This is a genomic window from Corynebacterium sp. L4757 (assembly GCF_043673995.1).
Lineage (GTDB): Bacteria > Actinomycetota > Actinomycetes > Mycobacteriales > Mycobacteriaceae > Corynebacterium.
In genome coordinates, this window is sequence record NZ_JBIMEN010000001.1 from 417561 (window position 1) to 444153 (window position 26593).

27 protein-coding genes are annotated in these 26593 nt (G+C 54.1%); 8 read left to right on the forward strand and 19 right to left on the reverse strand.

What is annotated here, in order from left to right:
• Positions 1–22 precede the first annotated feature (22 nt).
• Positions 23–1231, forward strand: coding sequence for an amidohydrolase (locus ACG98I_RS01920; RefSeq protein ID WP_394717871.1), 1209 nt, complete (start codon positions 23–25; stop codon positions 1229–1231).
• On the opposite strand, the gene ACG98I_RS01925 is transcribed toward ACG98I_RS01920, so the two are convergent.
• Complete coding sequence (locus ACG98I_RS01925; RefSeq protein ID WP_394717873.1) at positions 1228–1734, reverse strand: GNAT family N-acetyltransferase; 507 nt, start codon at positions 1732–1734, stop codon at positions 1228–1230. The two genes, ACG98I_RS01920 and ACG98I_RS01925, sit on opposite strands and share 4 nt — an antisense overlap.
• A gap of 113 nt (positions 1735–1847) precedes the next feature.
• Here ACG98I_RS01925 and ACG98I_RS01930 point away from each other — a divergent pair, with 113 nt between their 5' ends.
• Both ACG98I_RS01930 and ACG98I_RS01935 read left to right on the forward strand, forming a co-directional pair.
• Entirely contained in the window at positions 1848–4226 is a 2379-nt protein-coding gene (locus ACG98I_RS01930) for a glycogen/starch/alpha-glucan phosphorylase (RefSeq protein ID WP_394717875.1), read from the forward strand.
• Between the two features lie 33 nt (positions 4227–4259).
• Positions 4260–5363 carry a PrpF domain-containing protein gene (locus ACG98I_RS01935; protein ID WP_394717877.1) on the forward strand — a complete coding sequence of 368 codons (1104 nt, stop codon included), beginning with the start codon at positions 4260–4262 and terminating at the stop codon, positions 5361–5363.
• Between the two features lie 16 nt (positions 5364–5379).
• On the opposite strand, the gene ACG98I_RS01940 is transcribed toward ACG98I_RS01935, so the two are convergent.
• The 16 genes from ACG98I_RS01940 to ACG98I_RS02015 all read right to left on the reverse strand — a co-directional run bounded on the left by ACG98I_RS01940 (position 5380) and on the right by ACG98I_RS02015 (position 19605).
• Positions 5380–6051 carry a copper homeostasis protein CutC gene (locus tag ACG98I_RS01940; protein ID WP_394717879.1) on the reverse strand — a complete coding sequence of 224 codons (672 nt, stop codon included), beginning with the start codon at positions 6049–6051 and terminating at the stop codon, positions 5380–5382.
• Positions 6052–6103: 52 nt separating this feature from the next.
• The gene (gene pyk, locus ACG98I_RS01945; protein ID WP_394718063.1) at positions 6104–7519 is read right to left on the reverse strand and encodes a pyruvate kinase; all 1416 of its coding nucleotides are present in this window, start codon (positions 7517–7519) and stop codon (positions 6104–6106) included.
• Between the two features lie 134 nt (positions 7520–7653).
• Positions 7654–8571, reverse strand: a complete 918-nt coding sequence (gene lgt, locus ACG98I_RS01950) for a prolipoprotein diacylglyceryl transferase (RefSeq protein ID WP_394717881.1) — start codon at positions 8569–8571, stop codon at positions 7654–7656.
• A gap of 37 nt (positions 8572–8608) precedes the next feature.
• Complete coding sequence (locus ACG98I_RS01955; RefSeq protein WP_394717883.1) at positions 8609–9436, reverse strand: indole-3-glycerol-phosphate synthase; 828 nt, start codon at positions 9434–9436, stop codon at positions 8609–8611.
• 89 nt (positions 9437–9525) lie between these two features.
• Positions 9526–10161: a TIGR02234 family membrane protein gene (locus ACG98I_RS01960; RefSeq protein ID WP_394717885.1), complete on the reverse strand. Its 636-nt coding sequence runs from the start codon at positions 10159–10161 to the stop codon at positions 9526–9528.
• Positions 10162–10168: 7 nt separating this feature from the next.
• Positions 10169–10564 carry a phosphoribosyl-AMP cyclohydrolase gene (gene hisI, locus ACG98I_RS01965; protein WP_394717886.1) on the reverse strand — a complete coding sequence of 132 codons (396 nt, stop codon included), beginning with the start codon at positions 10562–10564 and terminating at the stop codon, positions 10169–10171.
• Positions 10561–11325: an imidazole glycerol phosphate synthase subunit HisF gene (gene hisF, locus ACG98I_RS01970; RefSeq protein ID WP_394717888.1), complete on the reverse strand. Its 765-nt coding sequence runs from the start codon at positions 11323–11325 to the stop codon at positions 10561–10563. Before hisF ends, hisI begins: the two co-directional genes overlap by 4 nt.
• Positions 11326–11387: 62 nt before the next feature.
• Positions 11388–12179: an inositol monophosphatase family protein gene (locus ACG98I_RS01975; RefSeq protein WP_394717890.1), complete on the reverse strand. Its 792-nt coding sequence runs from the start codon at positions 12177–12179 to the stop codon at positions 11388–11390.
• Positions 12176–12961 carry a bifunctional 1-(5-phosphoribosyl)-5-((5-phosphoribosylamino)methylideneamino)imidazole-4-carboxamide isomerase/phosphoribosylanthranilate isomerase PriA gene (gene priA / locus ACG98I_RS01980; RefSeq protein WP_394717892.1) on the reverse strand — a complete coding sequence of 262 codons (786 nt, stop codon included), beginning with the start codon at positions 12959–12961 and terminating at the stop codon, positions 12176–12178. The genes ACG98I_RS01975 and priA overlap by 4 nt, the downstream gene beginning before the upstream one ends.
• A gap of 15 nt (positions 12962–12976) precedes the next feature.
• The gene (hisH, locus tag ACG98I_RS01985; protein ID WP_394717894.1) at positions 12977–13612 is read right to left on the reverse strand and encodes an imidazole glycerol phosphate synthase subunit HisH; all 636 of its coding nucleotides are present in this window, start codon (positions 13610–13612) and stop codon (positions 12977–12979) included.
• 2 nt (positions 13613–13614) lie between these two features.
• Positions 13615–14982, reverse strand: a complete 1368-nt coding sequence (locus ACG98I_RS01990) for an MFS transporter (protein ID WP_394717896.1) — start codon at positions 14980–14982, stop codon at positions 13615–13617.
• Between the two features lie 173 nt (positions 14983–15155).
• Positions 15156–15758, reverse strand: coding sequence for an imidazoleglycerol-phosphate dehydratase HisB (hisB, locus tag ACG98I_RS01995; protein WP_394717898.1), 603 nt, complete (start codon positions 15756–15758; stop codon positions 15156–15158).
• 2 nt (positions 15759–15760) lie between these two features.
• Positions 15761–16873: a histidinol-phosphate transaminase gene (locus ACG98I_RS02000; protein ID WP_394717900.1), complete on the reverse strand. Its 1113-nt coding sequence runs from the start codon at positions 16871–16873 to the stop codon at positions 15761–15763.
• Positions 16874–16939: 66 nt separating this feature from the next.
• Positions 16940–18247, reverse strand: a complete 1308-nt coding sequence (hisD, locus tag ACG98I_RS02005; protein WP_394717902.1) for a histidinol dehydrogenase — start codon at positions 18245–18247, stop codon at positions 16940–16942.
• 85 nt (positions 18248–18332) lie between these two features.
• Entirely contained in the window at positions 18333–18881 is a 549-nt protein-coding gene (locus tag ACG98I_RS02010) for a hypothetical protein (RefSeq protein WP_394717904.1), read from the reverse strand.
• Between the two features lie 28 nt (positions 18882–18909).
• Positions 18910–19605 (reverse strand): hypothetical protein, encoded by a 696-nt coding sequence (locus tag ACG98I_RS02015; protein ID WP_394717906.1) that lies wholly within the window; start codon positions 19603–19605, stop codon positions 18910–18912.
• A 223-nt stretch (positions 19606–19828) separates the two neighbouring features.
• Between ACG98I_RS02015 and ACG98I_RS02020 the strand changes: the two genes are divergently transcribed.
• The 5 genes from ACG98I_RS02020 (at position 19829) to ACG98I_RS02040 (ending at position 25965) form a co-directional block, all read left to right on the forward strand.
• Positions 19829–20389, forward strand: a complete 561-nt coding sequence (locus ACG98I_RS02020; RefSeq protein WP_394717908.1) for a TetR family transcriptional regulator — start codon at positions 19829–19831, stop codon at positions 20387–20389.
• 38 nt (positions 20390–20427) lie between these two features.
• On the forward strand, positions 20428–22785 hold the full coding sequence (glgX, locus tag ACG98I_RS02025) for a glycogen debranching protein GlgX (RefSeq protein ID WP_394717910.1): 2358 nt from the start codon (positions 20428–20430) through the stop codon (positions 22783–22785).
• Positions 22786–22813: 28 nt separating this feature from the next.
• Positions 22814–24253, forward strand: coding sequence for an exonuclease domain-containing protein (locus ACG98I_RS02030; protein ID WP_394717912.1), 1440 nt, complete (start codon positions 22814–22816; stop codon positions 24251–24253).
• An 83-nt stretch (positions 24254–24336) separates the two neighbouring features.
• Positions 24337–24951, forward strand: coding sequence for a hypothetical protein (locus ACG98I_RS02035; protein ID WP_394717914.1), 615 nt, complete (start codon positions 24337–24339; stop codon positions 24949–24951).
• Between the two features lie 15 nt (positions 24952–24966).
• Complete coding sequence (locus tag ACG98I_RS02040) at positions 24967–25965, forward strand: GTP pyrophosphokinase family protein (protein WP_394717915.1); 999 nt, start codon at positions 24967–24969, stop codon at positions 25963–25965.
• A 10-nt stretch (positions 25966–25975) separates the two neighbouring features.
• On the opposite strand, the gene ACG98I_RS02045 is transcribed toward ACG98I_RS02040, so the two are convergent.
• Positions 25976–26374, reverse strand: a complete 399-nt coding sequence (locus tag ACG98I_RS02045; RefSeq protein WP_394717916.1) for an RNA-binding S4 domain-containing protein — start codon at positions 26372–26374, stop codon at positions 25976–25978.
• The gene (locus ACG98I_RS02050) at positions 26346–26588 is read right to left on the reverse strand and encodes a hypothetical protein (protein ID WP_394717918.1); all 243 of its coding nucleotides are present in this window, start codon (positions 26586–26588) and stop codon (positions 26346–26348) included. Before ACG98I_RS02050 ends, ACG98I_RS02045 begins: the two co-directional genes overlap by 29 nt.
• Between the last annotated feature and the right edge of the window lie 5 nt (positions 26589–26593).

Consider the following 26593-nt stretch of genomic DNA (forward strand, 5'->3'; position numbering starts at 1 on the left):
ACCCTAACCAAAAAGATGGATCATGACTCACCCGAATTCTATCTCGCAACTACTCGCAGACCATGGCGCTAACCTGGACTGGCAGCGTGAATTTTATGAAGATCTTCACCGTAATCCCGAGCTTTCTCACCAGGAAAAGCGCACGGCAGCCCAAATTGAGGCGAAGCTGCACGAGTTTGATTGTGAGATTATTTCCGGCATCGGCGGTTATGGCATGGCTGCTATATTCCGGTCCGAATCTGAGGGTCCGACTGTCTTGATGCGCGCGGATTTTGATGCCCTGCCGGTTATAGAGCAGACCGGCATGGGTTATGCGTCCACCAATGGCAATATGCATGCCTGTGGTCATGACATGCACGCCACTGCCCTGCTTGGCGCGTGTGCGATTATTGATTCCTTGCGCGGTTCCTGGTCGGGCACGTTTATTGCCCTATTCCAACCAGCGGAAGAGACCTCTGATGGCGCAAAGACCATGCTTGCCGATAGCCTAATCAGCCGCATCCCCAAGCCCGATGTCTGCGTCGCGCAGCACGTGATGCCCGGTCCCGCTGGGCAGGTGCAGTCCATGTCCGGTCCGATTATGGCCGGCTGCGACTCTATCCGTATCCGCATCGCCGGCCGTTCGGCGCATGCGTCCATGCCGGATAAATCCATTGACCCGACGCTGATTGCCGCGATGATTGTGGTTCGCCTGCAGGCCATCGTCGGACGCGAAGTTCCACCGGGTGAGTTCTTTGTCATCTCTGTTGGTGAGTTGCATTCAGGCGATAAGAACAACATCATCCCGGATTCGGCAGAGCTGGTGCTCAATACCCGTTACTACGATCCGGAATTGGCCCAGCGCGTCTATGAGGCTTTGCACCGAGTAGTGGAGGCGGAATGTATGGCATCGGCAAGCCCTGCGAAACCCACCTTTGAGTACTTTGCCCACGGTGAAGTTACTGACAATGACCCGGCGACGTCTATCGCTGTGCGCGAAACTTTTGATGCGGTCTTTGGCGCGGACTCGGTGGATGCCCTCCGTGCAACGGCATCGGAAGATTTCTGCTACCTCCCGCAGGCCTGGGGCGTGCCTTATTACTTCTGGCTAGTCGGCTCCACCCCGGAAGAATTGCTGGATAATCCACCGGTGAATCACCAATCTGATTTCCTACCGGATTTTGAACCAACTTGTGCGGCATCCACCAAGGCCGGCGCTGCTGCCGTGCTGACTTTCTTGGCGCAGGCCTAAAGCTCCCAGCGTTGAGCCTGCTGTGGCGCGGGCTCAACAAGCGTAAACCCCAGTGCCCGCGCTAAGTGCTGGGAGGCAATATTGCGGCTATCAATAGTGCACAAGATACGCAGAGCTTTCCAACCGTTAATTTCTGCAATCACCCGGCGCGCTGCTTCACTGGCAAATCCTTGCCCTGCGTATTTCGGTGCCACCACCCAACCCAGCTCCGCTGTGCGCCGGGAGTGATTAATCGTGGCTTGGACATAGCCCATCGCATCTCCGGTTTTCTTCGCCGTGATGATCCAGTTATGCCACGACACCGGCCGGCCCTCCCAATTATCTGACTGCTTGCGGTAGCGCCAATTAAGAAAATCCAGGGTAGGCGGGGTGTCATCAATGAAGCGATAAATTTCCGGGCTGAATAAGGCCTCCACCATAGTCTCAGCATGCTCAACGTTGAGTACTTCCAACACCAGCCGTGGGGTGTGAAGGTTAACGTGTGGCAAGTGCTTGGTAGGCATGGGTAGCAGCATAACTGGTGAGGATAAGTTGTCCAGCAATAATGAGTATTTGCAATTAGGCTTCTTGGTGGTCGCATCTTTAGACCCTCACTAATAAGGAAGTCTGAAAGTTCATGAACAACCCTCACTTTGAAAATTCTCTCCCTGGTCATATTCGCGCCGCAGCTGGCGTCTCCCCTGCATCCGCAACCAACCGCAAAGCCTGGTCTGGGCTGTCTTCTGCGGTCATGGAGCAGATTGCTGATAATTGGGAAAAGACCAAAGAGGTCTATGTCAAAGGCCGTCAGCAGCACTACTTCTCCGCAGAATTCCTCCAAGGCCGTGCACTGCTCAATAATCTCTCCAACCTGGGCCTCGTTGAGCAGGCCAAGGAAGCTATGGCAGAGACCGGGCATGAGCTCGTGGATGTTCTAGAGGCTGAGCGTGACGCTGCTTTGGGCAATGGTGGTTTGGGCCGATTGGCTGCATGCTTCTTGGACTCCGCGGTCACTCAGGACTACCCCGTCACCGGCTATGGCTTGTTATACCGCTATGGACTTTTCCGCCAGTCCTTTGACAATGGCTTCCAGAAAGAAGAGCCGGATGCATGGATGGAAAATGGTTATGACTTCATTGTGCGCCGTGCATCAGAACAGTGGCGCGTGAACTTTGATGATATGCACGTCCGCGCGATTCCTTATGATATGCCGATTACGGGCTATGGCACCGATAACGTGGGCACCTTGCGTTTGTGGAAGGCCGAGCCGATTGATGAGTTCGACTATGACGCTTTCAATTCCCAGCGCTTTACCGAGGCAATCGTGGAGCGCGAAAAGGTCATGGATATCTGCCGTGTGCTCTATCCCAATGACACCACCTATGAGGGCAAGGTGCTGCGCGTGCGCCAGCAGTACTTCTTTGTCTCTGCTTCCTTGCAGGAGATGATTTCAAACTTCATCAAGCATCACGGTGAGGATCTCACTCAGTTTGATGAGTTCAACTCTATCCAGCTCAATGACACCCACCCGGTTCTGGCTATCCCGGAACTGATGCGCATCTTATTGGATGAACACCACATGGGTTGGGAAGAATCTTGGGACGTTGTGTGCCGCACTTTCGCCTATACCAACCACACCACTTTGGCTGAGGCTCTGGAGACTTGGGAAGTATCGATCTTCCAAAAGCTATTCTGGCGCGTATGGGAGATCATTGAGGAAATTGACCGTCGTTTCCGCATTGATATGGCGCAGCGGGGTTTGGACCAGGGGCGTATTGATTATATGGCGCCGGTATCTCATGGCTTGGTGCATATGGCGTGGATTGCGTCCTATGCTTCCTACTCCATCAACGGCGTAGCAGCACTTCATACGGAGATCATCAAGGTTGAAACTCTGAGCGATTGGCATGATCTGTGGCCAGAGAAATTCAATAATAAGACCAATGGTGTTACCCCGCGCCGCTGGTTAGCCATGTGTAACCCGGGCCTGGCGGATTTGTTGACTCGCCTCAATGGTTCTGATTCTTGGGTCACTGACCTGAGTGAGCTCAAAGGTTTGCGCACGTACGCGCACGTTGATGAGGTCATGCAGGAACTATTGGATATCAAGCGCGCGAACAAAGTCGATTTCGCCGCGTGGGTCAAAGACTACCAGGGCGCAGAGGTGGATCCGGAGACTATCTTCGATGTCCAGATTAAGCGTCTGCATGAATACAAGCGCCAGTTGATGAATGCGCTCTATATCCTGGATGTGTACTTCCGCATCACCGAAGACGGTGAAGAAGTCCCGCCACGCACCTTCATCTTTGGTGCCAAGGCTGCGCCGGGCTATGTGCGTGCAAAGGCGATTATCAAGCTCATCAACACGATTGCTGACTTAGTCAACAATGATGAGCGGACCCGCGATATTATCCGCGTGGTATTCGTGGAGAACTATAATGTCTCCCCCGCCGAGCACATCATTCCTGCAGCTGACATTTCTGAGCAGATTTCCACTGCGGGTAAGGAAGCTTCCGGCACTTCCAACATGAAATTCATGATGAACGGCGCCCTCACCTTGGGCACTTTGGATGGCGCGAACGTGGAAATCGTTGAAGCGGTCGGTGAAGAAAACGCCTACATCTTCGGTGCAAAGAATGAAGAACTTCCTGGTTTGAAGCAAACCTATAACCCAGGTGAGCTCTACAATGCAGTACCTGGGCTGCGCCGCGTGCTCGATGCACTGACCGATGGCACCCTTGGGGCTGAAAATAACGGAGTCTTCGGCGAGATACGCTCCGGCCTGCTCGATGGCTATGGCGAGCATGCGCAAGATACCTACTATGTCCTGGGGGATTTCGCTGACTACCGTGAGACCCGTGACCGTATGGCTAATGACTTTGTGGACGATCAGCTGAAGTGGGCGCGCATGTGCTGGATCAATATCTGCGAATCGGGTCGTTTCTCCTCTGACCGCACCATCGCGGACTACGCCGAAGAAGTATGGAAGATTAAGCCAACCCCGATTACTAAGTAGGCCCTGCAATACTCGCCAGTAGAATCGGCGGGTATGACTACACGGACGTGGATTGACGCTTGCTTTATACGTGGCGGTACCAGCAAGGGCTTATTCTTTGATGCAGCCTCCCTCCCAACTGACCAGGCTGAGCGGGATACTGCATTGTGCGTTGTCATGGGGTCACCGGATGCCCATGGACGCCAGCTCAATGGCATGGGCGGTGGAATTTCATCACTATCCAAAGTCATGCTGGTGTCCAAGAGCAAACGTGCAGGATTCGATCTGGACTACACGTTTGGCCAGGTTGAGGTTGCTAAGGCCAGCGTCGATTACTCCGGTAATTGCGGCAATCTCTCTTGCGGCGTGGTGCCCTTTGCACTCGCGGCCGGGCTCCTTGAAAGCCGGGATGGCGTGCAAGAATTCACGCTCTTTAATACCAATACCTCCAAAACCGTAAAGACCACTCTGACCGTTAAAGATGGTCAGGCAGAAACTCACGGTGACCTCGTGTTACCTGGTGTCAGCGGTACTGGCTCCCCTATTACGTTGAGCTACCCCAATCCGGCTGGCTCACGTACCGCTGGGCTACTTCCTTCAGGAAACCCGACAGATACATTGAGCATCGATGATCAGGACTACACCGTGTCTTTGGTGGATGCGACCTTGCCGGTCGTTATCGTGCGTGCCTCGGATTTGGGATTAGACGGCACCGAGTCCCCCGCTGATATTGACGCCAACCTGCCGGTGAAAGACACCCTGGAAAAACTCCGCCAGGCAGGCGCTCTAGCCATGGGGTTCGAGCAGTGCCCAGAGGTAGTCCCCAAAATCGCGATGATTGCCGCGCCCACCGACTCACACACGCTAGATGGCTCCAGACTTGCCGCAGGTGATGTGGATGTGATGGTACGGATGATCTCCATGTCCAAGGCTCATCTCGCTGTTCCCGGTACTGGCGCAATGTGCTTAGCTGCTGCCGCTGCCACCGAAGGCACATTGGTTTCTGCCATCACCGGAGTCACCGACAAAGTGCGCCTGGGTACGCCTTCGGGCGCAGTCGTCGCAGCAGCAAATAACACCGATGACGGCCTGGAATCTACCTCACTAATACGCACCGCACGCATTCTTATGCGCGGCCAAGTACCACTCGATAACTAGCACGCTAGTTTTCCAGCTAGCTGGTGAGCTGTACCCAGCGTGCCACAGCATCCGGATCAATCGGATTATCAAAGCTCTTGTCCACCCGTGCTGCAGTACCGATGTGAAAATTCTTAATACCAGCAGCTTTGAGGTCTGGAATGTGCTCTTCCCGCAATCCTCCGCCCGCCAGGATTCGATCGGCGTTCTTCGCGGCTTTCGCAATCAGCGTTTCCAGACCTTCGCCGACGCCTTTAGGGCTACCCGCAGTCAGCACGCGGGCAGGATGTAACTCCATAAGCGTGTCCCAGGCATTCTCGGCAGCAAAATCGATCGCGCGGTGGAAGGTGTAATCGATCGGATCTGGACCCAGAATCTCAGTAAGAGCCTCAGCATCAATATCGCCGTTTGGGTCAAGAAAGCCCACAACCACACCTGCTACGGCGAGGTCTTGATATTGCTTCCGAAGCTGCTTAAGTTCTCGGATTTCATCTTCGGTGGTTTCAAAACCGTCTTGCAGACGCAGCATCGCATACACCGGAATGGTGACGGAGCTGAGAACTTCCCTGACCGTTTCTGGTGAAGGCGAGAGCCCATCTTTGTCCATGGTGCCCACCAGCTCAATTTGATGCGCACCACCAGCTTCAGCCAAGCGTGCGTCTTCAGCATTTAAGGCAATGACTTCTAGCATCTTCTCTCCGATCGACACAGCCGCTAACCGGATGACGGCTAGCGGCTGTTGTAGTTCACAACAATGATGATTACTGGATATCTTCACCCAGGATGTGGCAGTGAATCATGTTGGTGTTGCCGGAAATACCCGCTGGGGTACCTGCAACCATGACCACCAAGTCACCTTCTTCATAAGAATCCATGGACAACAGTGCTTCATCGAGAGACTTCATCATCTCATCGGTGGTAGCAACATTAGGACTCAAGAAAGTCTGCGCGCCCCAAGTCAATGCCAGTTGGGAGCGAACGGCCTGGGTTGGGGTAAAGACCAACAACGGCAGTGCAGAGTGCAGACGCGCAACACGCTTGGCGGTATCACCAGAGGTGGTGAAAGCAACGATGGCCTTGGCGTTCAGGCGTTCAGCGATATCACGTGCGGAATAAGATATCACGCCACGCTTGGTGCGTGGAACATGCGACAGTGGCGGAACCTTGCCATCAGTCTCAGCGCGCTGAACAATGCGTGCCATGGTGCGTACAACGTTGTGTGGATCCACACCAACGGAGGTCTCACCAGAGAGCATGACTGCGTCAGCACCATCCAGCACAGCGTTGGCAACGTCAGATGCCTCTGCACGGGTTGGGCGGGAGTTCTCAATCATGGAATCCAACATCTGGGTAGCCACGATGACTGGCTTCGCATTCTCACGAGCAATCTGAACTGCACGCTTCTGTACCAGTGGAACCTGCTCCAGTGGAACCTCAACGCCCAGGTCACCACGTGCAACCATGACGGCGTCGAAAGCGAGGATGATGGATTCCAGTGCGTCCACTGCTTCTGGCTTTTCCAGCTTCGCAATGACCGGAACACGGCGGCCTTCTTCGTCCATGATCTCATGAACCAAGTCAATGTCTGCTGGGGAGCGAACGAAAGACAAAGCGATGAAGTCAACGCCCAGCTTCAGTGCGAAGCGTAGGTCAGCTTTGTCCTTGTCGCTCAACGCTGGAACGGAGATGTCCATGCCTGGGAGGGAAACGCCCTTGTTATTGGAAACAGGACCGCCCTCAGTCACACGGCAGACCACATCATTGCCGTCAACCTCGATACATTCAACAGCAACCTTGCCATCATCAATCAGCAGACGGTCACCTGGCTTAGCGTCCTGCGCCAGGTTCTTGTAGGTGGTGGAGACACGGTCGTGGGTGCCTTCAACATCATCAACGGTAATGCGAACGATTTCATCATTCGCCCAGTTTTCCGAGCCATTGACAAAGCGACCCAGGCGGATCTTTGGGCCCTGCAAGTCAGCCAAGATGCCTACGGCACGGCCGGTTTCGTCAGTAGCTTTACGCACCCAGTTGTAGTTTTGCTCGTGGTCTGCGTGCTCACCATGAGAGAAGTTGAGACGGGCAACGTCCATTCCGTCCTGTACAAGGCGCAAAATGGCGTCCTCACTGGCAACGGCCGGGCCTAGAGTACAAACAATCTTAGTTCTTCTATCCAGCATTTTTGAGCCTAACCTCTTCTATCTCTAGCGTTATTCAACATGTCCAAACCTACCCGCATTTAAGCCACGCTGCCACTGATATGACAGAACAAATGCAAAATAAAACCCACAGACTCAAAAAGAATCGGGTATTACTTGGCTGGTTCTTCTTCGGTCGCCTCGGCTTTTTCTTCCTTCAGCTTGGCTTGATACTCCGGATCGACTTCCTCTGGTGTCTCTTGTCCCTTCTTCAAAGTGAAGAAGACGATCAAGGCGATGATGAAGACCACCACGGAGACGATCGCATTGATACGGAATCCAAAGATCATGGTGGCTTCATCAACACGCATATTCTCAATGAAGAAGCGGCCCAAAGTATAACCAGCAACATAGAGAGCGAAGACGCGGCCATGGCCCAGCTTCCAGGCGCGGTGTGCCCACAGCAGGAAGAGGCAGACCAGAACATTCCAGATGAGTTCATAGAGGAAGGTTGGGTGAACCGATGCAATAACTTCCCCGGTAGAGCGGCCTGAGATTGGCGCATATTGGCCAGCTTCATCGACGCGATAGTACAGATCCAGGGCCCAAGGAACGGTGGTTTCTGCACCGTAGAGTTCCTGGTTAAACCAGTTACCCAGACGACCAATTCCCTGTGCTAACACCAGACCTGGTGCTACTGCATCGGCGAAAGGCCCCATCGGAATGCCTTTGACCTTGAACATCACCCACACCGCGATGGCACCCAGAGCTACCGCACCCCAGATGCCGAGACCACCATTGGTGATTTTGAAGGCATCCATCGGGTTGCAGTCCGCACAGAAATACTTATCGTAATCTGTGGCAACGTGATAGATTCGGCCACCGATAATACCTGCGGGAATCACCACGATGGCGGCATCCCAGACGGTGTCAGGATTGCCGCCCATCTTGGTATAGCGGCGCACAGTCATCCACAGGGCAACCACGATGCCCAAAATGATGCAGAGCGCATAAGCGCGAAGTGGAATAGGACCCAAGTACCACACGCCTTGTGGCGGGGATGGAATATTAGCCAGAATCATCGTTTGCACATGATTTAGTGTGCCATAAATTGCGGGGATTCTGAGACTAGAGCATGCGCGAAGGACATGCTGGGTGTTGGCCTGTAGCAACGAGGCTGCGTGCCAGCGCTGATGGGCTTTGCGCCGTCATCACTGATTCCCCCACCATGATTGCATCTGCCCCCGAAGATGCATACCGCAGCAAATCCTTCGGTGACTGCACACCACCCACCGCGATACGGACAACACTTTCGGGCAGCCCCGGCACGATTTCTGCAAATGCTTCGCGGTGCAGTTCGTCGGATGTCACAGACCAAGCATTGATTCCCACCACGCTTCCGCCGGCCTGCATGACACGGTCAGCTTCGGCTGGGGTGCGCACTTCCAATAAGGCAACCATGCCCAAAGACTCGATGCGGTCCAGTAGCGATTCCATGCGAGCTTGTTCTAAAAGCCCCACCTGTAGTGGGACAACATCTGCGCCATAGCAGCGGGCTTCATGAATTTGGTAGGGGTCCACAATCAAATCGCGACAAATCATTGGCACGGTAGTGGCTTCACGGGCGGCGGCCATATCAGCGAGCGAGCCATGGAATCTTCGGCGTTCCGTTTGGCACGCCATCAGGTGCACACCGACTTCTTCTAGTTGCGACGCGAGGTTCGCCATGGATTGAGGGGAATCCAAATCAGCGATTTGGCCCTTATACGGCACCGCGCGTTTTAGTTCAGTAATCACCGAACAACCATTGCGCAACAAGGCACTGCGGGCATCACGCGGCGGCTCCATGTTGCGCGAGCGTGCTTTGATTTCCTTGAAAGGAACAGCAGCTTCACGCGACGCAACATCATTAAGCACGTCGCGCAGAATGCTTTCTACAGCGATCGGGGCTGGCATGACTCACCTCCCGTCCTGAACTCAAGAATAAGTGAATCCTAGATCACATCTAGGCTATATTGCAGGACTAAGGATTATAAAATCGTGCCCTATTTTTGGTTAGGAAGATCCGTCGGATCGATATCTGCGTCTAATGCATCCCACATCACACGCCCAGAATCAGGGGAATTCTGCAGGTCTTCGGCTAAAGCTTCCTCACGGGCAGCAGAAGTTTCATATTTGTGCGAGCGGGGTTTATCTACCCCCGGTTGCATAGCCAAAAGTACACCGCCAAAGACGGCTGCTGCACCCGCGATGACCGCAACGACTGGGCCCAGTATCGCAACATCTGCAGATACCACCTGTGCCCAGGCTGAAATGGAGACATTATCAACGGCATTCTGGTTTGCCTCACTGGCCTGTAAAAGCTGCTGCGCGCGGTATGGATCCGCACCAGTGGTCAGTAGCTGCAAAGGACCCCAGGCAACTGCTGCGCCGGCGAGCGCACAAATAACACCCACCATACGACGGCCCATGCGGCGCAGCGCCAAGCCGGCGATAGCTCCGGCCAAAAGCAATAGTGTCAGCCCCATGAGTTCAAGTGACCAGAAATTACCGATGAGTTCCACAGTGGAACCGCCGGAGAGCTCATCTTCAACCGTTGCGGTCACCCATGTGGAGCGGGAAGACAGCCATAAAATAATAGCCGCAACCAGAAAGAGCAGAGGGCCGATACGTCGTCCCATTATAAAATCACTTCTCCTTGGAAAGGATGTGTGCCGGAGCAGGGTGCAGCAGGTCATCTGCATCAAAGCACGTTCTATCCCCGGTGTGGCAGGCACCGCCGGTCTGGCGCACGGTCAACAAAATGGTGTCACCATCACAATCCAACCGAGCTCCAACTACTTCTTGCACATTGCCAGAAGTCTCCCCTTTTACCCAATACTCATCTCTGGAGCGGGAGAAATACGTGCCTTTACGCGTCATCAACGTATGCGCCAGGGCGTGGTCATCCATCCATGCCATCATCAGCACTTCACCGGAATCTGCCTGCACAATGGCCGGAACCAAGCCTTGTTCATTGCGCTTAAGGCGCGCGGCAATATCTGGAGCTAAGTCGAATTCAGCTGGATTGGTGGAATTGCTCACGCGCGCACCTCAAAACCAGAATTAGAAAGCTCGGTCTTTACTTCTTCGATCGTAACTTCACCGAAGTGGAAGATGGAGGCCGCAAGCACCGCGTTGGCGCCAGCTTCCACCGCTGGTGGGAAATCAGCGGCTTTGCCCGCACCGCCCGATGCAATCACCGGTACTGAAACCTCTTTGCGTACGGCTTCAAGCAACTCGATATCGAATCCATCGCGTGTGCCATCACCGTCCATGGAATTTAGAAGGATCTCCCCTACTCCAAGTTCTTCACCGCGGCGAGCCCATTCAATGGCGTCTAGGCCGGCAGACTTAGTACCGCCGTGAGTGGTTACCTCAAATCCGGAGGGTTGGTCGGCAGCGCGGCGGGCGTCAACGGAGAGCACAATGCACTGAGAACCGAAGATATCTGCCAGCTCTCGCAAAAGCTCTGGGCGTGCGATTGCTGAGGTGTTCACAGAGACCTTGTCTGCGCCAGCGCGCAGTAGCTCACGCACATCATCGGCGGAACGCACTCCACCGCCAACGGTGAGTGGAATGAAGACCTGGTCCGCCGTACGTCGCACAACATCCAACATCGTGCCACGGCCATGCTTAGAGGCAGAGACATCCAGGAAAGTCAGCTCATCAGCGCCTAAGTCGTTATACCGCTTAGCCAATTCCACTGGATCGCCTGCATCACGCAGGTTTTCAAAGTTCACGCCTTTAACTACTCGTCCTTGGTCAACGTCCAAACACGGAATGACGCGAATTGCCACAGCCATGACACGGGGCTCCTTCTATAACAAAGTTCGAAAATTTTAAAGTAATGCACGCATGCACATATTTAGGACTGCTTGGTTCCCACACCAGTGCGTTCGATGGAATCAATGATGGTTCCATGCACCTGATTGGTACCTACCACCAGTCCCTTGGACTTGGTGGTCCACGGGTTGCCCTGGGCATCAGTAGCAACGCCTCCCACAGACTGCACAAAGAGTGCACCGGCTGCGTTATCCCACGGATGCGGTGAGAAATTCACGGCCCCATCAAAGACGCCTTGGGCGACGAAGGCTGAGTCCAATGCGACCGAACCGGACATGCGTGGACGCAGTCCGACATTGCGGAGATCGGCAAAAAGTTCAGCTGGAAGATGCGATGAGCACCCAATATGTCCGCGCGAATCTTCAAAAGCAAGTGCTTCCGCACCGCCACCAAAGCCGGAATTTGGCCCACCCAGGCTGCGCAACTCCATTCCCTGTGCCGCCACCAAGCGGCGACCAATCAGTGGGAAATTGGCTACCGCCACAATCGGGGTTTCCTCGTGCACCAGCGCAATGACCGTTCCACACATCGGGTTACCTGCGGCGTAATTGGCAGTGCCATCAATCGGGTCAACAACCCATAGGGTCTCGCCCAGGTCGGTGCTCCCGCCGCCTTCTTCACCATAAACAGGTAGACCAGTGAAGTTGGTCAGCGCGGTACGCAGATGGTCTTCGATTGCCAAGTCGATTTCAGTGGCGAAGTCGCCTTCACCTTTAAACCGCGCCGGTGGTGCGCCAAGACCATCGATGAAGATCTGTTCTACATCATCAATAACAGCTTCAGCGATGGCAACCAGCTCTAGGGGTGAGGTCATTCGGGTTGCTCCAGCAAATCAATTGGGGTTTCTTCAGGTAATGGTTCAACTTTAGCCACTGCGTCAAGCGCTGTGGTCAGATCAAAGCGACCTTCATACAAAGCCTTACCGATGATTGCTGAGTCAATGCCCTCATTTTCATAGAGCGCAAGATTAGTGACATCTTCCAATACGGAAATACCTCCGGATGCGGTGACCTTAGCATCAGTTGCCATGGCTACTTCACGCAACAATTCCACGTTCGGGCCGGTCAAGGTGCCGTCCTTAGAGACATCGGTGACCACAAAACGGGTGCAGCCAGCCGAATCTAGGCGTTCAAGAACCTCCCAGAGATCTCCGCCATCAGATACCCAACCATTGCCGCGAGTGCGCCATTCACCGTCTATCTCACGAACCGCCAAATCAACAGCGATCTTATCGCCATGTTCTGCCAGTACTTTGGCAATCCACTCTGGGTTCTCCAGTGCCGCGGTACCAATGTTGACTCGCTGCACACCGGTATCCAATGCGCGCTTGAGTGATGCATCATCACGGATACCACCAGTCAGCTCCACCTTGATATCCAGGTTAGAGATAACTTCCGCCATCAACTCATGGTTGGAACCGCGGTTAAAAGCTGCATCCAAGTCCACAAAGTGCAGCCATTCCGCGCCTTGCTCCTGCCACTTCAAGGCGGATTCCAGCGGGGTGCCATAAGACTTTTCAGTTCCGGCTTCGCCTTGGTCCAGGCGAACAGCCTGGCCATCAACAACGTCTACTGCGGGCAATAAAGTAAAGGTCATGGTGTCTTATCCTACCTAGAGTTGTTCCAACCAGTTACGTAATAAATGCAATCCTGCTTCACCGGACTTTTCCGGGTGGAATTGGGTGGCCCAAATAGGGCCATTTTCTACTGCTGCAACGAACTTATCTTGCTCATGCTGTGCCCACGTCACCAAGGGTGGCGTCGTGATTTCAGTTTCTAAGGTCCAATCACGCACGCCATAAGTGTGGACGAAGTAGAAACGTGTATCAGCATCCAGACCAGCGAACATTTCCGAATCCGCGTGCTTTTCTACGGAATTCCAGCCCATGTGTGGCAAGACTTCGGCATCAAGACGCTCAACTAAACCTGGCCATTCACCGCAGCCTTCTGTGTGGATGCCGTGCTCATTGCCGGCATCAAACATCACCTGCATGCCCACACAAATACCCAATACTGGGCGGCCACCAGCCAAGCGCTGGCCGATGATGCGTGGGCCCTGAATCGCATTCAGCCCATCCATGCACGCAGCAAAAGCGCCCACGCCAGGTACGAGTAGACCATCGGTTTCAACCGCGACTTTCGGATCGGAGGTCACCGTGACTTGTGCTCCGACGTGCTCAAGCGCGCGCTGTGCCGAACGCAGATTTCCTGCGTCATAATCCAATAAGGCGACGTGTTTGGTGCTCATATTCATTTTTCCTTTCGCAAGCGCTTGAGGCGAGTTTTAATATTGTCATATTCACTAATTCGGTGGCGTCCGATAAACCTATCGAGGCTAGTAAGCAGCGCACCCACCAGGATGACTGCGGCACCAGCCGCGTAACCGCCGGCATAACCTGCACCAGCGACCACACCAGCAAAGACCATGGAGCCTAATCCGGTACCACCGTCATAGGCGATATTCCACAATGCGGAAGCTTCTGAAGAACGGCTGCGCGGCAAACGCGCGAACATGGACAGCAGAGCTTCTTGCTGAACCACACCGAAACCAGCACCGAAGAAGGCTGCGGCAACCACCAGCCACCACACGGACCAGCCACCCACGATGGTCGCTGACATCAAAGCCATGCCCGCAAAAGAGGTCAGCTGGCCCGGAATGTACAACCGGCCCGGCTCGCCAATACGGTCAGCGATAATGCCCGCGAAGTAGCGGGAAATCATCGCGCCACCGCCCACGATAGACAGCATGACGCCGCCGAGTGCTGCACCGGTGACCGGATCAATATCAGTCACTGTGGCCGGCAGGAATGAAGACACCACACCGTAGCTCATGGAAATCGCGCTCAGTCCCAGTGCTGGGACCAGAACAAGCTTCCATATTGACACACGTGGTTTGGCGCTTTCAGAACTCACTGAACCATCGGCGTCCGTATCCGGCTGAGCATAGATATCTGGGATTCTAAAGACCATGCCGACAGCGATTACACCAATAACCGCGGCGGTGGCATAAGTGGCTCCATACCCCAGCGATGAAGACATCATCAGACCAATGGGCAAAAAGACCATCTGCGAGGCACCGACAAAGACACCCAGCGTGCCCGTCGCTTTGCCTAGATACTTCAGCGGAACTAATTCCGCCATCAGGGCTGATTCAGCAACTGTTAACGCGCCGAAACCCGTTCCGCGCAGGGCTGAGAATAACAGCACAGCCCAGGCATCAGTTCCTAAAAGGTGCCCCAGTGCGGGAACACCCAGCATGAACGCAGACACTGCCATCACCGAGCGATAGCCGAACTTACGCAGCATCCACGGCGTGAAAATCTGCGTCGCTACAGTTGCGGCCATGAAGACACCGGTCGATGCACCAGCCAGAGCTGCTGAACCGCCGTCTTCAAGAACCTGTGTTGGCACCACAGGCAGCAATAAAGACCAAGCACCGAATGCTGCGGCCACAGCCACCATCGTGGGAGCAAACCCAGGCACCTTCCACAGACTCATCTTCTCTGGGGCAAGAGAAGCATCCGGTCCCATCTTGGGAGCAGGTGTGTTGAGGTTTTGGGTGCTATCGACGGTGTGGAGCTTGTTCTTTTTGCCTGCGTTCTTGCGATCTTTAGCCAATTAGGGCATCTCTCCTATCATCCACGCTATTGCCATCGCGGTAGCCGCGAGTGCCAAAATGCTGGCAACAGCTGTCCAGAATTTAGAACCTTGTTGGTAAGCAGCCCATGCGCCTCCCACCAAAAGTCCTGCCAGGAGGAACATCAACCACACAATCAAATACATGGCGGAGTTTACAGCGCTCCCTTAGTTGAGGGAACTCCCGTTGTCCGTGGATCGTTTTCAACTGCTTGACGCAGCGCACGTGCCACAGCCTTGTACTCAGCTTCGGTGATATGGTGCGGGTCGCGGCCATAACGCACATTGACGTGCAGCGTGGTCTGCGAATGGATGGCGAAGGTTTCAAAAAAGTGGCGATTAATCACGGTGGCGTAGTGTCCGCCGATGATCTGCCATTCCATGTTCTCTGGCTCGCCATTCATCACGTAATACGCGCGACCAGAAATATCGATGACTGCCTCAACCAAAGCCTCATCCATCGGCAACAGCTGGGAGCCGAAACGGCGAATGCCCTTCTTATCCCCAATTGCATCAGAAAATGCGCGGCCCAAAACAATCGCGGTGTCTTCAACCGTGTGGTGCGCATCAATCTCAACATCACCCTTTGCTTGGACCTTGAGATCAAAGCTGCCGTGAGTAGCAAAAGCCGTCAACATGTGATCGAAGAATGGCAGTCCAGTTGAAATCTCAGATTTACCACTGCCATCGAGGTTGATCTCAACCCGGATATCTGACTCGGAGGTAGTCCTTTGTGCTACACCAATCCGATTCGCCACTTTTAGCTCTCCTTAATAATCACTGTTGCTGCTTCCAAGAAAGCATCATTTTCTGCCGGCAGACCAACCGTTGCGCGCAGGTATCCGGTTACTCCAACATCGCGAATGAGTACTTCACGTTCGAGGAATTTCTTCCAAATCTCATGCTGATCCTCAAATTGCCCGAAGAAGATGAAGTTGGATTCACTCGGAATAACCTTATATCCGAGCTTAACCAAAGTCTCCACAACGCGGTCACGCTCAGCTGCAATCTTAGCGACTGTGGACAGGGTGTCTTCGCTGTGGCGCAGTGCCACGATTGCTGCTGCCTGGGAGAGACTAGACAGGTGATAAGGCAAACGAACCAGCATGACTGCTTCAATAAACGCTGGTGCTGCGATGAAGTACCCTAGTCGGCCGCCGGCATAGTCGAATGCCTTAGACATCGTCCTTGAGACCACGAGCTTAGTTGGGTACTTCTCCAATAACGTTACTGCTGACGGACTCGGGCTAAATTCCGCATAAGCCTCATCCACGATCACAATCCCTGGTGCGGCATTGATGAGTTTTTCAATATCTTCCAGGCTCGTCACATCACCTGTTGGGTTATTAGGAGTGGTGACAAAGACAATCTCTGGCGAGTGTTTATCAATCGCAGACAGTGCGGCGTCCATATCGATGGAGAAATCTTCACCGCGTGGGCATTCAATGAACTCGGTTTGAGTACCGGAGCTCAAAATCGGGTGCATGGAATAAGAAGGCGTAAAGCCTAGCGCCTTGCGTCCAGGTCCTGCGAAAGCCTGCAACAGCTGTTGCAAGACTTCATTGGAGCCATTGGCCGCCCACACCTGCTCCTTGGTGATCTCCACGCCGGTTTGCTTGCTGATGTACTGCGCCAAAGATTCACGCAATTCCACCGCGTCGCGCTCTGGATAGCGGTTGAGATCGCGGGAAATCATACGAATCTCAGCAATGAGATCCGCGATCAGTTCATCTGATGGCGGATAAGGGTTCTCATTGGTGTTGAGCTGATAGGCCACGTGCAATTGTGGTGCACCATAGGCAGATTTGCCACGCAATTCATCACGCAGCGGAAGGTCGTCGAGTGTCACGTCCTGAGCATGAGTGTCAGTCATGAAAGTGCTCTCCTTAGAAAGGCTTGGGTAGCAAAGCTGGGATAGCGAAGCCAGGTGAGTTTTTATTTAGGATTCAAAGCGCGCGCGAATTGCTTCACCGTGCGCGGGCAGGTCTTCTGCATTAGCGAAATTCACCACGGCATCTGCAACCTCTGCCAGGCCTTGGAGGTCATACTCAATGAGATTGACCGGACGCAAGAAGGTATGCGTGGAGAGCCCCGGGTTAAACCGCGCGGTGCCGGATGTTGGCAGCACGTGATTGGAGCCTGCGCTGTAGTCACCCAGTGGAACTGGAGAGTAATCGCCCACGAAGATGGCGCCAGCGTGCTTGATTCGCTCCGCTACCCCACGGGCGTCACGGGTATGAACTTCCAGGTGCTCAGCGGCATAAGCATCCGCTACGGCAATACCATGCTCGAGGTCATCCACTAGGACCACGCCAGATTGTTCGCCGCGCAGGGCTTCTTCTGCACGCTCGGCATTAGCAGTTGCGGTGTAGCGCTTTTCAATTTCCGCAGACACTTGGTTCGCCAATTCTTCAGAATCGGTAATCAAGACACTCGCTGCCATCGGGTCATGCTCAGCCTGTGAAATCAGGTCATAGGCTACATAGACGGGGTTCGCCGAATCATCGGCAAGCACGGCAATCTCGGTTGGCCCGGCCTCGGCATCGGTACCGACGAGGCCGCGCACCAGGCGCTTGGCTGCGGTGACGAAGATATTGCCAGGGCCGGTAATCATGTCGACTGGCTCCAGCTCAGCTTCATCATCGCCATAAGCCAAAAGCGCGATACCCTGCGCGCCTCCCACAGCCCAGACTTCATCCACGCCCAGCATTGCACACGTCGCGAGCACGGTTGGGTGCGGCAATCCACCGAATTCCTTCTGCGGCGGGGATGCTACGACCAGTGTGCTTGCACCAGCTTCTTGGGCCGGAACGGTATTCATGATGACTGATGATGGATACACGGCTTTACCGCCTGGCACGTACAGGCCCACGCGCTCCACAGGAAGGAATACTTCCGTCACGGTGGCACCTTCAGACAGCGTGGTGGTGTGAGACTGTGGCTTTTGCTCAGCGTGGACCTTGCGGACCCGCTCGATGGAGGTTCCAATAGACGCCTTGACCTGAGGATCAAGGGTGTCCACGGCGTCTTGCAGAGCAGAATCCGGAACACGAATGGCTGCTGGCTTGATGCCATCAAATTGCTCTGAATACTCCAGCGCCGCTTCTGCCCCTCGATGCTGAATCTCTGACACTATCGGAGCTACTTTTTCCACGACTGAGGCGACGGATGTGCCGCCGCGCGGGATGACTCGGCGTAGCTGGGAAGTCTTCAGATTTCGCCCTCGAAGGTCGATGACACGCAACATTGAGCAGGCCTTTCCACAACGGTTTATTAGGTGCTTTAACCTATCATACGACCGCTATTAGACAGCTTGTATGTTCAGCTCCCCTTTAGGCCACTGACTGGCCCACCTCAACTGGTGGAACCCGATCGGAATGAGCGTCTGATTCAGAAGAATCATCAAGCACGAGATACAAGCCCGACCAATAGACCAGCAGCGCAAGAAATGGCGCAGCTGCGAGGCCATAGAGCGGGCTGAAGGTTGGTGCCCAGCTAATTTCACTGCCGACTTCTGCATCAATATCCGGCATGGTCGGTGCGGTGAAACCGCCGACTAACCAAAAGACCAAAGAGCCCGCCACTGACAATAAACCGATGGTGATTAAGGTAGACAGGCTCCGGCGGGACTTGGCGTATTTAAATACCCCGAAAGACAACACCCCGGCGAGCAACATGGTGGCGACTACGAAGGTGCCAAAGCCCTGAAATTGCGCATTGGAGCTGGTATCAATGGCAAAACCACCGCCCTCAACGGCGGTTGCTGTCATCGTCGGACGCCACAGCCCCCACAGAGCGCCGAAGATGGCATAGACAGCGATAAATAATGCAATGAGCCCCGCACCGAAACCGACGGTACGGGGAATTTTAATAGAAGCCACGGCTATTAAGAGTAACTAAACAATCTGCTTAGTTACACATCGTCCAACGGCCCTCTTCATTGCGGAACTTCATCACCGAGGAGTCAATGCCTTCACCGGTGTTGACGGTAACGGTTGCGGAAGCTTCATTGCCATTAACTACTAAGTCATCAACAGACTCCACGCCTGCGGAGTCCCATGCTGGGGAGACCTCGCTCATTGGCACGTTAGGCAACACGTTGTAATCGATGTCTCCTGCACCCTCGGTGTTCGCTAGAACCTCGGCACAGGTATTTTCCGGAATGTAACGAACCCACTCATGTAGGGTCTCGGCTTCATACCAACCACCAACGAGGCCGGAAATCGCAGCGCTCGTTGCCTCATCAGCTGGCTGGCCGCCTTCAACTGGCTGTAGGTCTTCCGTTGGCAGTGGATTATTTCCAGCGACTGCATCCGTCGCAGGGTCACCAGCTGGTGCCGCTGGTTCCTCAGGAGCTGCCTGAGCCTGGGTATCGGTCTCTTCTGCAGTCTCTTCTTCGGTTTCTACCTCAGAAGTTGCTTCTTCACTAGTGGTTTCTTCCGCACTAGTGGTCTCTTCCGCGGAGGTTTCTTCGACGGTAGAGGCGGCAGCCGCGGTGGTGGTTGCCTCCTCATCGCTTTCACCAGAGCTACAAGCAACTAGGGCTAAAGGTGCAACCAGTGCGAGTGCAAGGGCGGGCTTTTTCAACGGATTTGGAAAAGACAAGTTTTCTCCTGAGTTAGTTACTGCTTGCTACAAGGTATGAATGCCGTGAGACTATCAAATACGAACAATCCTCACACTCATACATCGCAACACGCTTCGTGTTCGTTATATCCTAACAATTCATTGATTCGTACCCCTTTAAGAAATCCTCAAAGAAACCTGTGAACATGAACGCGTCATGCCACTCTAGACTTCATTGGTAACTTGGGTATGCTCAGATACCGTGCAATTAACCCGCGACGATATTATTTCCACCGCAGTAGAGCTTCTAGACTCCTACGGTTTTGCGGACATGACCATGCGTAGAATCGCCACCACACTGGGGGTAGTGCCCGGCGCGCTGTACTGGCATGTGGCCAATAAACAAGCCCTCATCGCTGAGATCGCAGTATCCTTTGTGTCCCATCTCGATGGTGAATCAACAATGGAGCTGGTGAAGAATCTGCGGTCGATTCTGCTTGCGCACCGCGATGGCGCCGAGTTGGTGACCGCAGCACTCTCCCAAGCCAACTCGCCGACATGGAACCGGCTTACCAAGATTTTTTCTGATTCTTTATCTGATACCGGTGCTGATGATCTACAACGCGATGTGGCCGCGCAAACTCTCATCCACTTGGTTTTGGGCGCAACGGTGATGGATCAAAACCGTACGCAATTAGCTGAGCTCACCGCCACTGCTGAGAAGGGCACGACCAGTGAATCTGACTCTCACGACTTCGCGCTTTTGCAGGGCGCTGAGTTCATCATCGCAGGAGTCACTGCTTCTGCCAACGGGTCTTTATAAAGCGCCAGATTGCAGCTAGTGCATTAAGCTAGCGAAGCATGACGGCTTCAATTGGTTCCATCACGCAACAGTGGCCAGGCAGTGCTTATCCACTGGGTTCTTCTTTTGACGGCGCGGGCACGAACTTCGCCATCTTTTCTGATATCGCAGAGAAAGTTGAGTTGTGCCTGATTGATGAGGACTTCAATGAAGTTCGAATTGAGATGGAAGAAGAAACCGCTCAGGTATGGCACTGCTACCTGCCCACCGTGGGTCCCGGCCAGCGCTATGGTTACCGCATTCATGGTCCTTATGATCCGGAGCATGGACTGCGCTGCGATCCGAGCAAATTATTGGTTGACCCTTATGCGCATTCCTTTGAAGGCGACTTTGATGGGGATCCTTCGCTGTATTCCTATGACATCACTGCCGAGCCAGCAGGTAGTGGCCGCAATGAAGAGGATTCTTTGGGCCACACCATGTTGTCTGTGGTCATTAACCCTTATTTCAATTGGAAAGGTGACCGCCGCCCGCGCACGCCCGAGTCCGAAACCGTCATTTATGAAACCCACGTCAAGGGCATGACCATGACGCACCCAGATGTTCCAGAGTATCTTCGCGGAACGTATGCGGGTATGGCGCATCCAGCGATTATCAACTATTTCAAAGATTTGGGTGTGACTGCGGTGGAGCTGCTCCCCGTTCACCAATTCTTGCAGGATGACCGTCTGCGCAAATTGGGTTTGCGTAATTACTGGGGTTATAACACCTTTGGTTTCTTTGCCCCACAGCAAGATTATGCTTCTGACCGCACACCAGGTGGTGCGGTCGCTGAGTTCAAATCGATGGTGCGTGCCTATCATGCCGCGGGCATCGAAATTATTTTGGACGTGGTGTATAACCACACTGCTGAGGGCAATCACTTGGGCCCCACCATTGCCTTCCGCGGAATTGATAACCACGCCTACTACCGCCTGGTCGATTCCGATAAGTCCAAGTACATGGATTACACCGGCACCGGTAACTCGTTGAATGTCCGCCATCCACACTCGCTGCAGATGATCATGGATTCGCTGCGCTATTGGGTCAAGGAAATGCGCGTGGATGGTTTCCGCTTCGATCTGGCATCCACGCTGGCGCGTGAGCTGGATGATGTGGATAAACTAGCGACCTTCTTTGATCTCGTACAGCAGGACCCCGTGGTCAGCCAGGTCAAGCTCATCGCTGAACCGTGGGACATTGGCCATAATGGCTACCAGGTGGGTAATTTCCCGCCGATTTGGAGCGAATGGAATGGGAAGTACCGCGACACGGTTCGTGATTTCTGGCGTGGTGAACCAGCTACCCTGGGCGAGTTTGCGTCGCGCCTGACGGGTTCTTCTGACCTTTATGCCAATAATGGCCGCCGTCCTACTGCTTCCATTAACTTCATTACGGCACATGATGGTTTCACCCTGGCTGATTTGGTGTCTTATAACGATAAACACAATGAACCTAATGGCGAAGATGGCCGCGATGGCGAAAGTCATAACCGGTCCTGGAACCACGGTGTGGAAGGCCCCACCGATGATGAGGAAATCCTGCGTATTCGCCGCCGGCAGCAGCGCAACTTCATCACCACGCTTCTCCTCTCCCAGGGCACGCCGATGCTGTCGCATGGCGATGAAATGGGTCGCTCCCAAGCGGGCAATAACAATGTCTACTGCCAAGATAATGAGACAGCGTGGATGGACTGGTCTTTACTGGAGATGGAGAAGCACGCGGAGCTTCATGAATTCACCCGTCGGGTGATTGCCATTCGGCACCGCCACCCAGTGTTTCGCCGCCAGCGCTTCTTCTCTGGCGGACCTTTGGGCGCAGATGTCCGTGACCGCGACGTCGCATGGCTCGTGCCGTCGGGCCGTTTGATGAATCAGGATGACTGGGACCATGACTTTGGCAAGGCATTGATGGTGTATCTCAATGGCGATGCGATTACTGAGCGTGATAGTTCAGGTCAGGTCATTGAGGATGATTCTTTCCTCATGATGTTCAACGCGCACCATGAAGAAATTGAGTTCCACCTGCCGTCCAAAGATTTGGGCGCCGAATGGCAGCTGATGGTCGATACCGCATATCATGGCGGCTACCCTAAAGAGGACGTAATTATCCAAGCAGAGGGTACGATTTTAGTTCAACCCCGTTCGGTTCTGGTCTTGAAACAGACAGAACCGCCGGTTCATGAACCAGCAAATGCATCTCCTACTGGGCTTTCGGTTGGGTCGGTTCTGCAATCTCAACCGCAGCCTGGTCAGACCGTCAAGTCTGACCAGTCCGACATGGTCAACCAAAGTAACCAGGACGACCAGAATGAAGTGGAAGTAGAAGATGATGACACTGGCGATGAGCAGGCGAAAGAGCACGATAATCAGCAATAGTTTCGCAAGAAAGGCGTGAGCACCTACCGTGGCGGTCAAAACTCTCGGAGCCTCAATTTCCATCGAGCAAGGCGAGATAGTCTATGTTCCCTCCCAGCTCAGTTCCTCGCTGACCGGCGAACTGCGCCGCACCATTGCGCTCACAGACATCGAAGATGTTGAGGCCACGCAGCCAAGTAGCACCTCGGCTGGTGAGATGGTCATCCATCTGGCTGGTGCCGATGCTTTTCACATCGGCTTTGCTCCCAACCAGGACGCGACAGCGTGTGCCAAGTGGATTAATGATGTGCGCAAAGATCCTGCTGCCGCCACTGCTGCACCCGCGCCGAGTGCTGCCGCTGGTGAGCTAAAAGCAGGACTCACACCTGGCCTGGACTTCGTGGCCGTGGATGTGGAGACCGCTAATGGCAACTGGGCATCAATCTGCCAGATTGGTGCGGTGCGCTTTGTCGATGGCCAAGAGACCGAATCCCAAGTGTGGCTGTGCCGCCCACCAGAAGGAATCGACCATTTTGATGACATAAATATCTCTATCCACGGCATTACCGCAGATGATGTGAAAGACGCTCCCACTTTTGCTGAAGCCGCCGGAGAGCTGCTGACCTTTATGCGCAGTGACGTGTTGGTCGCGCATAATGCGCAATTCGATTCCACCGCCCTGCGTTCAGCATTTTTGCGTTCGCAGATACCGGTACCAGAGATCAATCTGGCATGTTCATTGGCTTTGGCCAGGTTTGCATCGAAAAGCAAAGTGCTCTCCGTTGCCAACCATAAACTGCCAACGGTGGCAAAGGCCGTTAACTTTGGCGACTTCACGCACCATGACGCGCTCGCTGATGCCCGCGCGGCCGGTCATATCGTCTCTGCCCTAGCACCCGCATTCGGTGCCACCAGCGGTCAGTGGACTGTGCGCGATGTCTTCGACGCACAAGGCTTCACGCTGGGTGAAATGACGCCCGAGCACATCATGCCCGTGCTGCGCAAAGATACTGCACCGATTTCACCAGAGGACCTCGGCGCCGGAACTGATTTCCGCGACCGCACCTCCACTGACCCATGGGCCGCACAAGATCCTGAGCCAGCCACGAAAACGGGCAAGGAAGAAGCAAAGGACAAGCCGCAACGCCGCCCAGCGCCGTGGGAGTCGGTGGCAACACCGGATAAGGTGCCAGAGCCAAACGCTGATGCGGATAAAAACTCACCGCTTTATGGCCACAACGTGGTTTTGACTGGTGATTTCGATCCTTTCGATAAAGGCGTGCTGTGGAATGGCATCGCACACTTTGGTGGCCAGGTGGCAAAGAACGTGACCAAGAAGACCACCATCTTGGTCATTGGTGAGTGGGCAAGCAAAACCAGTAAGGAAAAGCGTGCTGATGAGCTCAATGAGAAAGGCCAAGGCATTGATGTGTGGCCTGCCGCCAAGCTCTTTGAAGTACTTGATCTAGAAACCGAACCACCGTTCTAGTCCTTACTCAAGGAACCTTTAGGGAAGCGAGCCAGTCTATTAAGGCATCACCATTAGATGCCTTCCACGAGGAGACGTAGACCATGCTCGCTGAACTCATTGATATCTCTTATGCCCCTGCCCTATCGCCGAAGGGTTTGCGCCCGGTCATTCACCCGAAAGACTGGGTGGATTCCCGGCCACGATCTGAAGATGGTTTCTCAGATGAGCTCGCAACGTTGGCGCTGTCACCTTCATTGCGGTTGGGGCTCCAATGCGACGGGCTCAATCTGAGTCAACGCAGCTTGGATAGCTTGGGTCTAAGCATTCATACTGCATGGGATTTCTCTGCCATCAATCTAGAACGCGCTGCACGGACCCCTGCCGGCATCGAGTTTTCTACTCGATGTGCATCCACGCTGCTAGGTGTAGATGCCCCTCCCGGGCTGGAGGTAAAAGTACGCGGCGCTGATATTTCTTGCTGGCTGGCGCACCCGCAAACTTTTAGCATCCTGCACCGTCATCTATTGCGGATTACTCGTGCACAGACCCTGGTATATGTTTTAACCAAGAAACAATCACTGTTGGCTTTCATTGATGTCCCGGCACAAGCTGTGTCCATCATTGCTGCTTCGCTGCGTGGCCCTGCCCGATTCCCGTTATTATGGGCACATGGATTTCCACAGGAGTATCGTGGCACATCCTGCATTAATAATTAAGGAGAGTCGATCCTCATGGCTGAATCCCCCATCTCCAAGCTGAGCAATCAGTATCACGAGTGGGTCCGCGCCAACCCACGGGCAGCGCGCGACTTTCGGGATGCCATCGAAGACCTACTCAATGACGCCGGCATCATCTTCGACCGCGTTGCAGCGCGTGTGAAAGGCTGGCCCTCTTTGAAGGCTAAAGCCAAGAAGCGCAATGCTGCGGGTGAGTACATGTACCCGCATCCATGGGATGACATTCAAGACATCATCGGCGTGCGGGTGTCGGTCTTTCACTCCACCGTGATTCCCGAAGCAATCACGGTCTTTGGTGATTCCTTTGAAGTGATCAAGTCCGTGGATAAAGCCGCCGAAACCCGCGTGGCTGGCGGTTTCGGGTATGGCTCGCACCACCTAGTGTTGCGGGTGACTGAAGACATGGAAGACCTCGCTGCATTTGTGGGAATGCGGTTTGAGGTCCAAATCCGCACCGTGCTGCAGCATGCCTGGGCAGAATTTGAACATGACATCCGCTATAAGCAAGGACCGGGTGAGCTTTCCCCGCAGGTAGACCGTCTCTTTACCTTGGCGGCTGGTTTGATTGAGCTGGCAGATAATCAATTTGATGAAATCGCTGCGCTCAAAGACCCGGATGAGGACACCGACTCTGATCTGGAAATCTCGGCCGAAACCCTACCGGGCATTCTGGCGGTATTGCTCAATCAGCGTTTCCCGCGCTCACGCTCTGAACATTATCGCTGGTTGACTGAGCTGTTGGAATCCAATGGCATCACCACGCTCGGCCAGTTGGAAAACCTCTTGGATGAACGTGACATTGAATTAGTTCATGAAGCGATGAAATACCGCTTCCGCCCTGGCCAAGTACGTCTGATTGATGACTTGTTGCTCAACCGCTTTGGCAAAGAACATATTGAGGCCACCGGTGATTCCGGCACCCGCCGGGACCGCCGTCAGCGTCTTAATGCACGCCTGAAAGCACTGCGGGCTCTGCACACCAAGGACAGCTAACGGCTACCTTTTAGCGGCGCCGGCCGAGGAATTTCTCCATATCTCGGCGTTCTTTCTTAGTGGGACGCCCCGTGCCCGGATCACGCTTGGGTACCGCAGGCATAAATTGCTTCGGTGGTGGCGGTGGTGCGTGATCGGTATAGCAGGTACGCGCAACGGGCGCACCAACGCGTTTGCGGACGGTGCGCAGGATTTCTAAATCATATTCATGATGGTTCTTCCACACCCGAACGCGGTCACCAGGCACAACCTGCTGGGCAGGTTTTACGGCATTACCGTTGAGTTTTACATGCCCTGCACGTACGGCATCGGCTGCTTCACCGCGGGTTTTAAACATACGCACGGCCCAAATCCAGGCATCAATGCGTACGGGAAGGCCATCAGTATCCGCTGTTATTTTCGTTGACAATCTTTTGAATCTTCATCCAATTAGACACACCGCCAACAACAGCGACGACCAGACCGATTGAGAGCCACAACCAGGAACTACCAACCAGAACCAACCCAGCAAGAAGGCCACCGCCCACACCAGCAACAACAGAGATAACACCGTTGCGCGCGTGCTTGCGGACTTTCTGCTTCTTCAGCTCAATAGGGTTATTCGGACGGGGCTGCATTGTCATGGGAT

What these genes read in the sequence shown, in the direction of transcription:
- ACG98I_RS01920 (WP_394717871.1), top strand. Translation starts at nt 23, where the DNA reads ATGACTCACCCGAATTCTATCTCGCAACTACTCGCAGACCATGGCGCT.
- ACG98I_RS01925 (WP_394717873.1), bottom strand. Translation starts at nt 1,734, where the DNA reads ATGCCTACCAAGCACTTGCCACACGTTAACCTTCACACCCCACGGCTG.
- ACG98I_RS01930 (WP_394717875.1), top strand. Translation starts at nt 1,848, where the DNA reads ATGAACAACCCTCACTTTGAAAATTCTCTCCCTGGTCATATTCGCGCC.
- ACG98I_RS01935 (WP_394717877.1), top strand. Translation starts at nt 4,260, where the DNA reads ATGACTACACGGACGTGGATTGACGCTTGCTTTATACGTGGCGGTACC.
- ACG98I_RS01955 (WP_394717883.1), bottom strand. Translation starts at nt 9,436, where the DNA reads ATGCCAGCCCCGATCGCTGTAGAAAGCATTCTGCGCGACGTGCTTAAT.
- ACG98I_RS01960 (WP_394717885.1), bottom strand. Translation starts at nt 10,161, where the DNA reads ATGGGACGACGTATCGGCCCTCTGCTCTTTCTGGTTGCGGCTATTATT.
- hisF (WP_394717888.1), bottom strand. Translation starts at nt 11,325, where the DNA reads ATGGCTGTGGCAATTCGCGTCATTCCGTGTTTGGACGTTGACCAAGGA.
- ACG98I_RS01975 (WP_394717890.1), bottom strand. Translation starts at nt 12,179, where the DNA reads ATGACCTCACCCCTAGAGCTGGTTGCCATCGCTGAAGCTGTTATTGAT.
- priA (WP_394717892.1), bottom strand. Translation starts at nt 12,961, where the DNA reads ATGACCTTTACTTTATTGCCCGCAGTAGACGTTGTTGATGGCCAGGCT.
- hisH (WP_394717894.1), bottom strand. Translation starts at nt 13,612, where the DNA reads ATGAGCACCAAACACGTCGCCTTATTGGATTATGACGCAGGAAATCTG.
- ACG98I_RS02000 (WP_394717900.1), bottom strand. Translation starts at nt 16,873, where the DNA reads ATGACTGACACTCATGCTCAGGACGTGACACTCGACGACCTTCCGCTG.
- hisD (WP_394717902.1), bottom strand. Translation starts at nt 18,247, where the DNA reads ATGTTGCGTGTCATCGACCTTCGAGGGCGAAATCTGAAGACTTCCCAG.
- glgX (WP_394717910.1), top strand. Translation starts at nt 20,428, where the DNA reads ATGACGGCTTCAATTGGTTCCATCACGCAACAGTGGCCAGGCAGTGCT.
- ACG98I_RS02035 (WP_394717914.1), top strand. Translation starts at nt 24,337, where the DNA reads ATGCTCGCTGAACTCATTGATATCTCTTATGCCCCTGCCCTATCGCCG.
- ACG98I_RS02040 (WP_394717915.1), top strand. Translation starts at nt 24,967, where the DNA reads ATGGCTGAATCCCCCATCTCCAAGCTGAGCAATCAGTATCACGAGTGG.
- ACG98I_RS02050 (WP_394717918.1), bottom strand. Translation starts at nt 26,588, where the DNA reads ATGACAATGCAGCCCCGTCCGAATAACCCTATTGAGCTGAAGAAGCAG.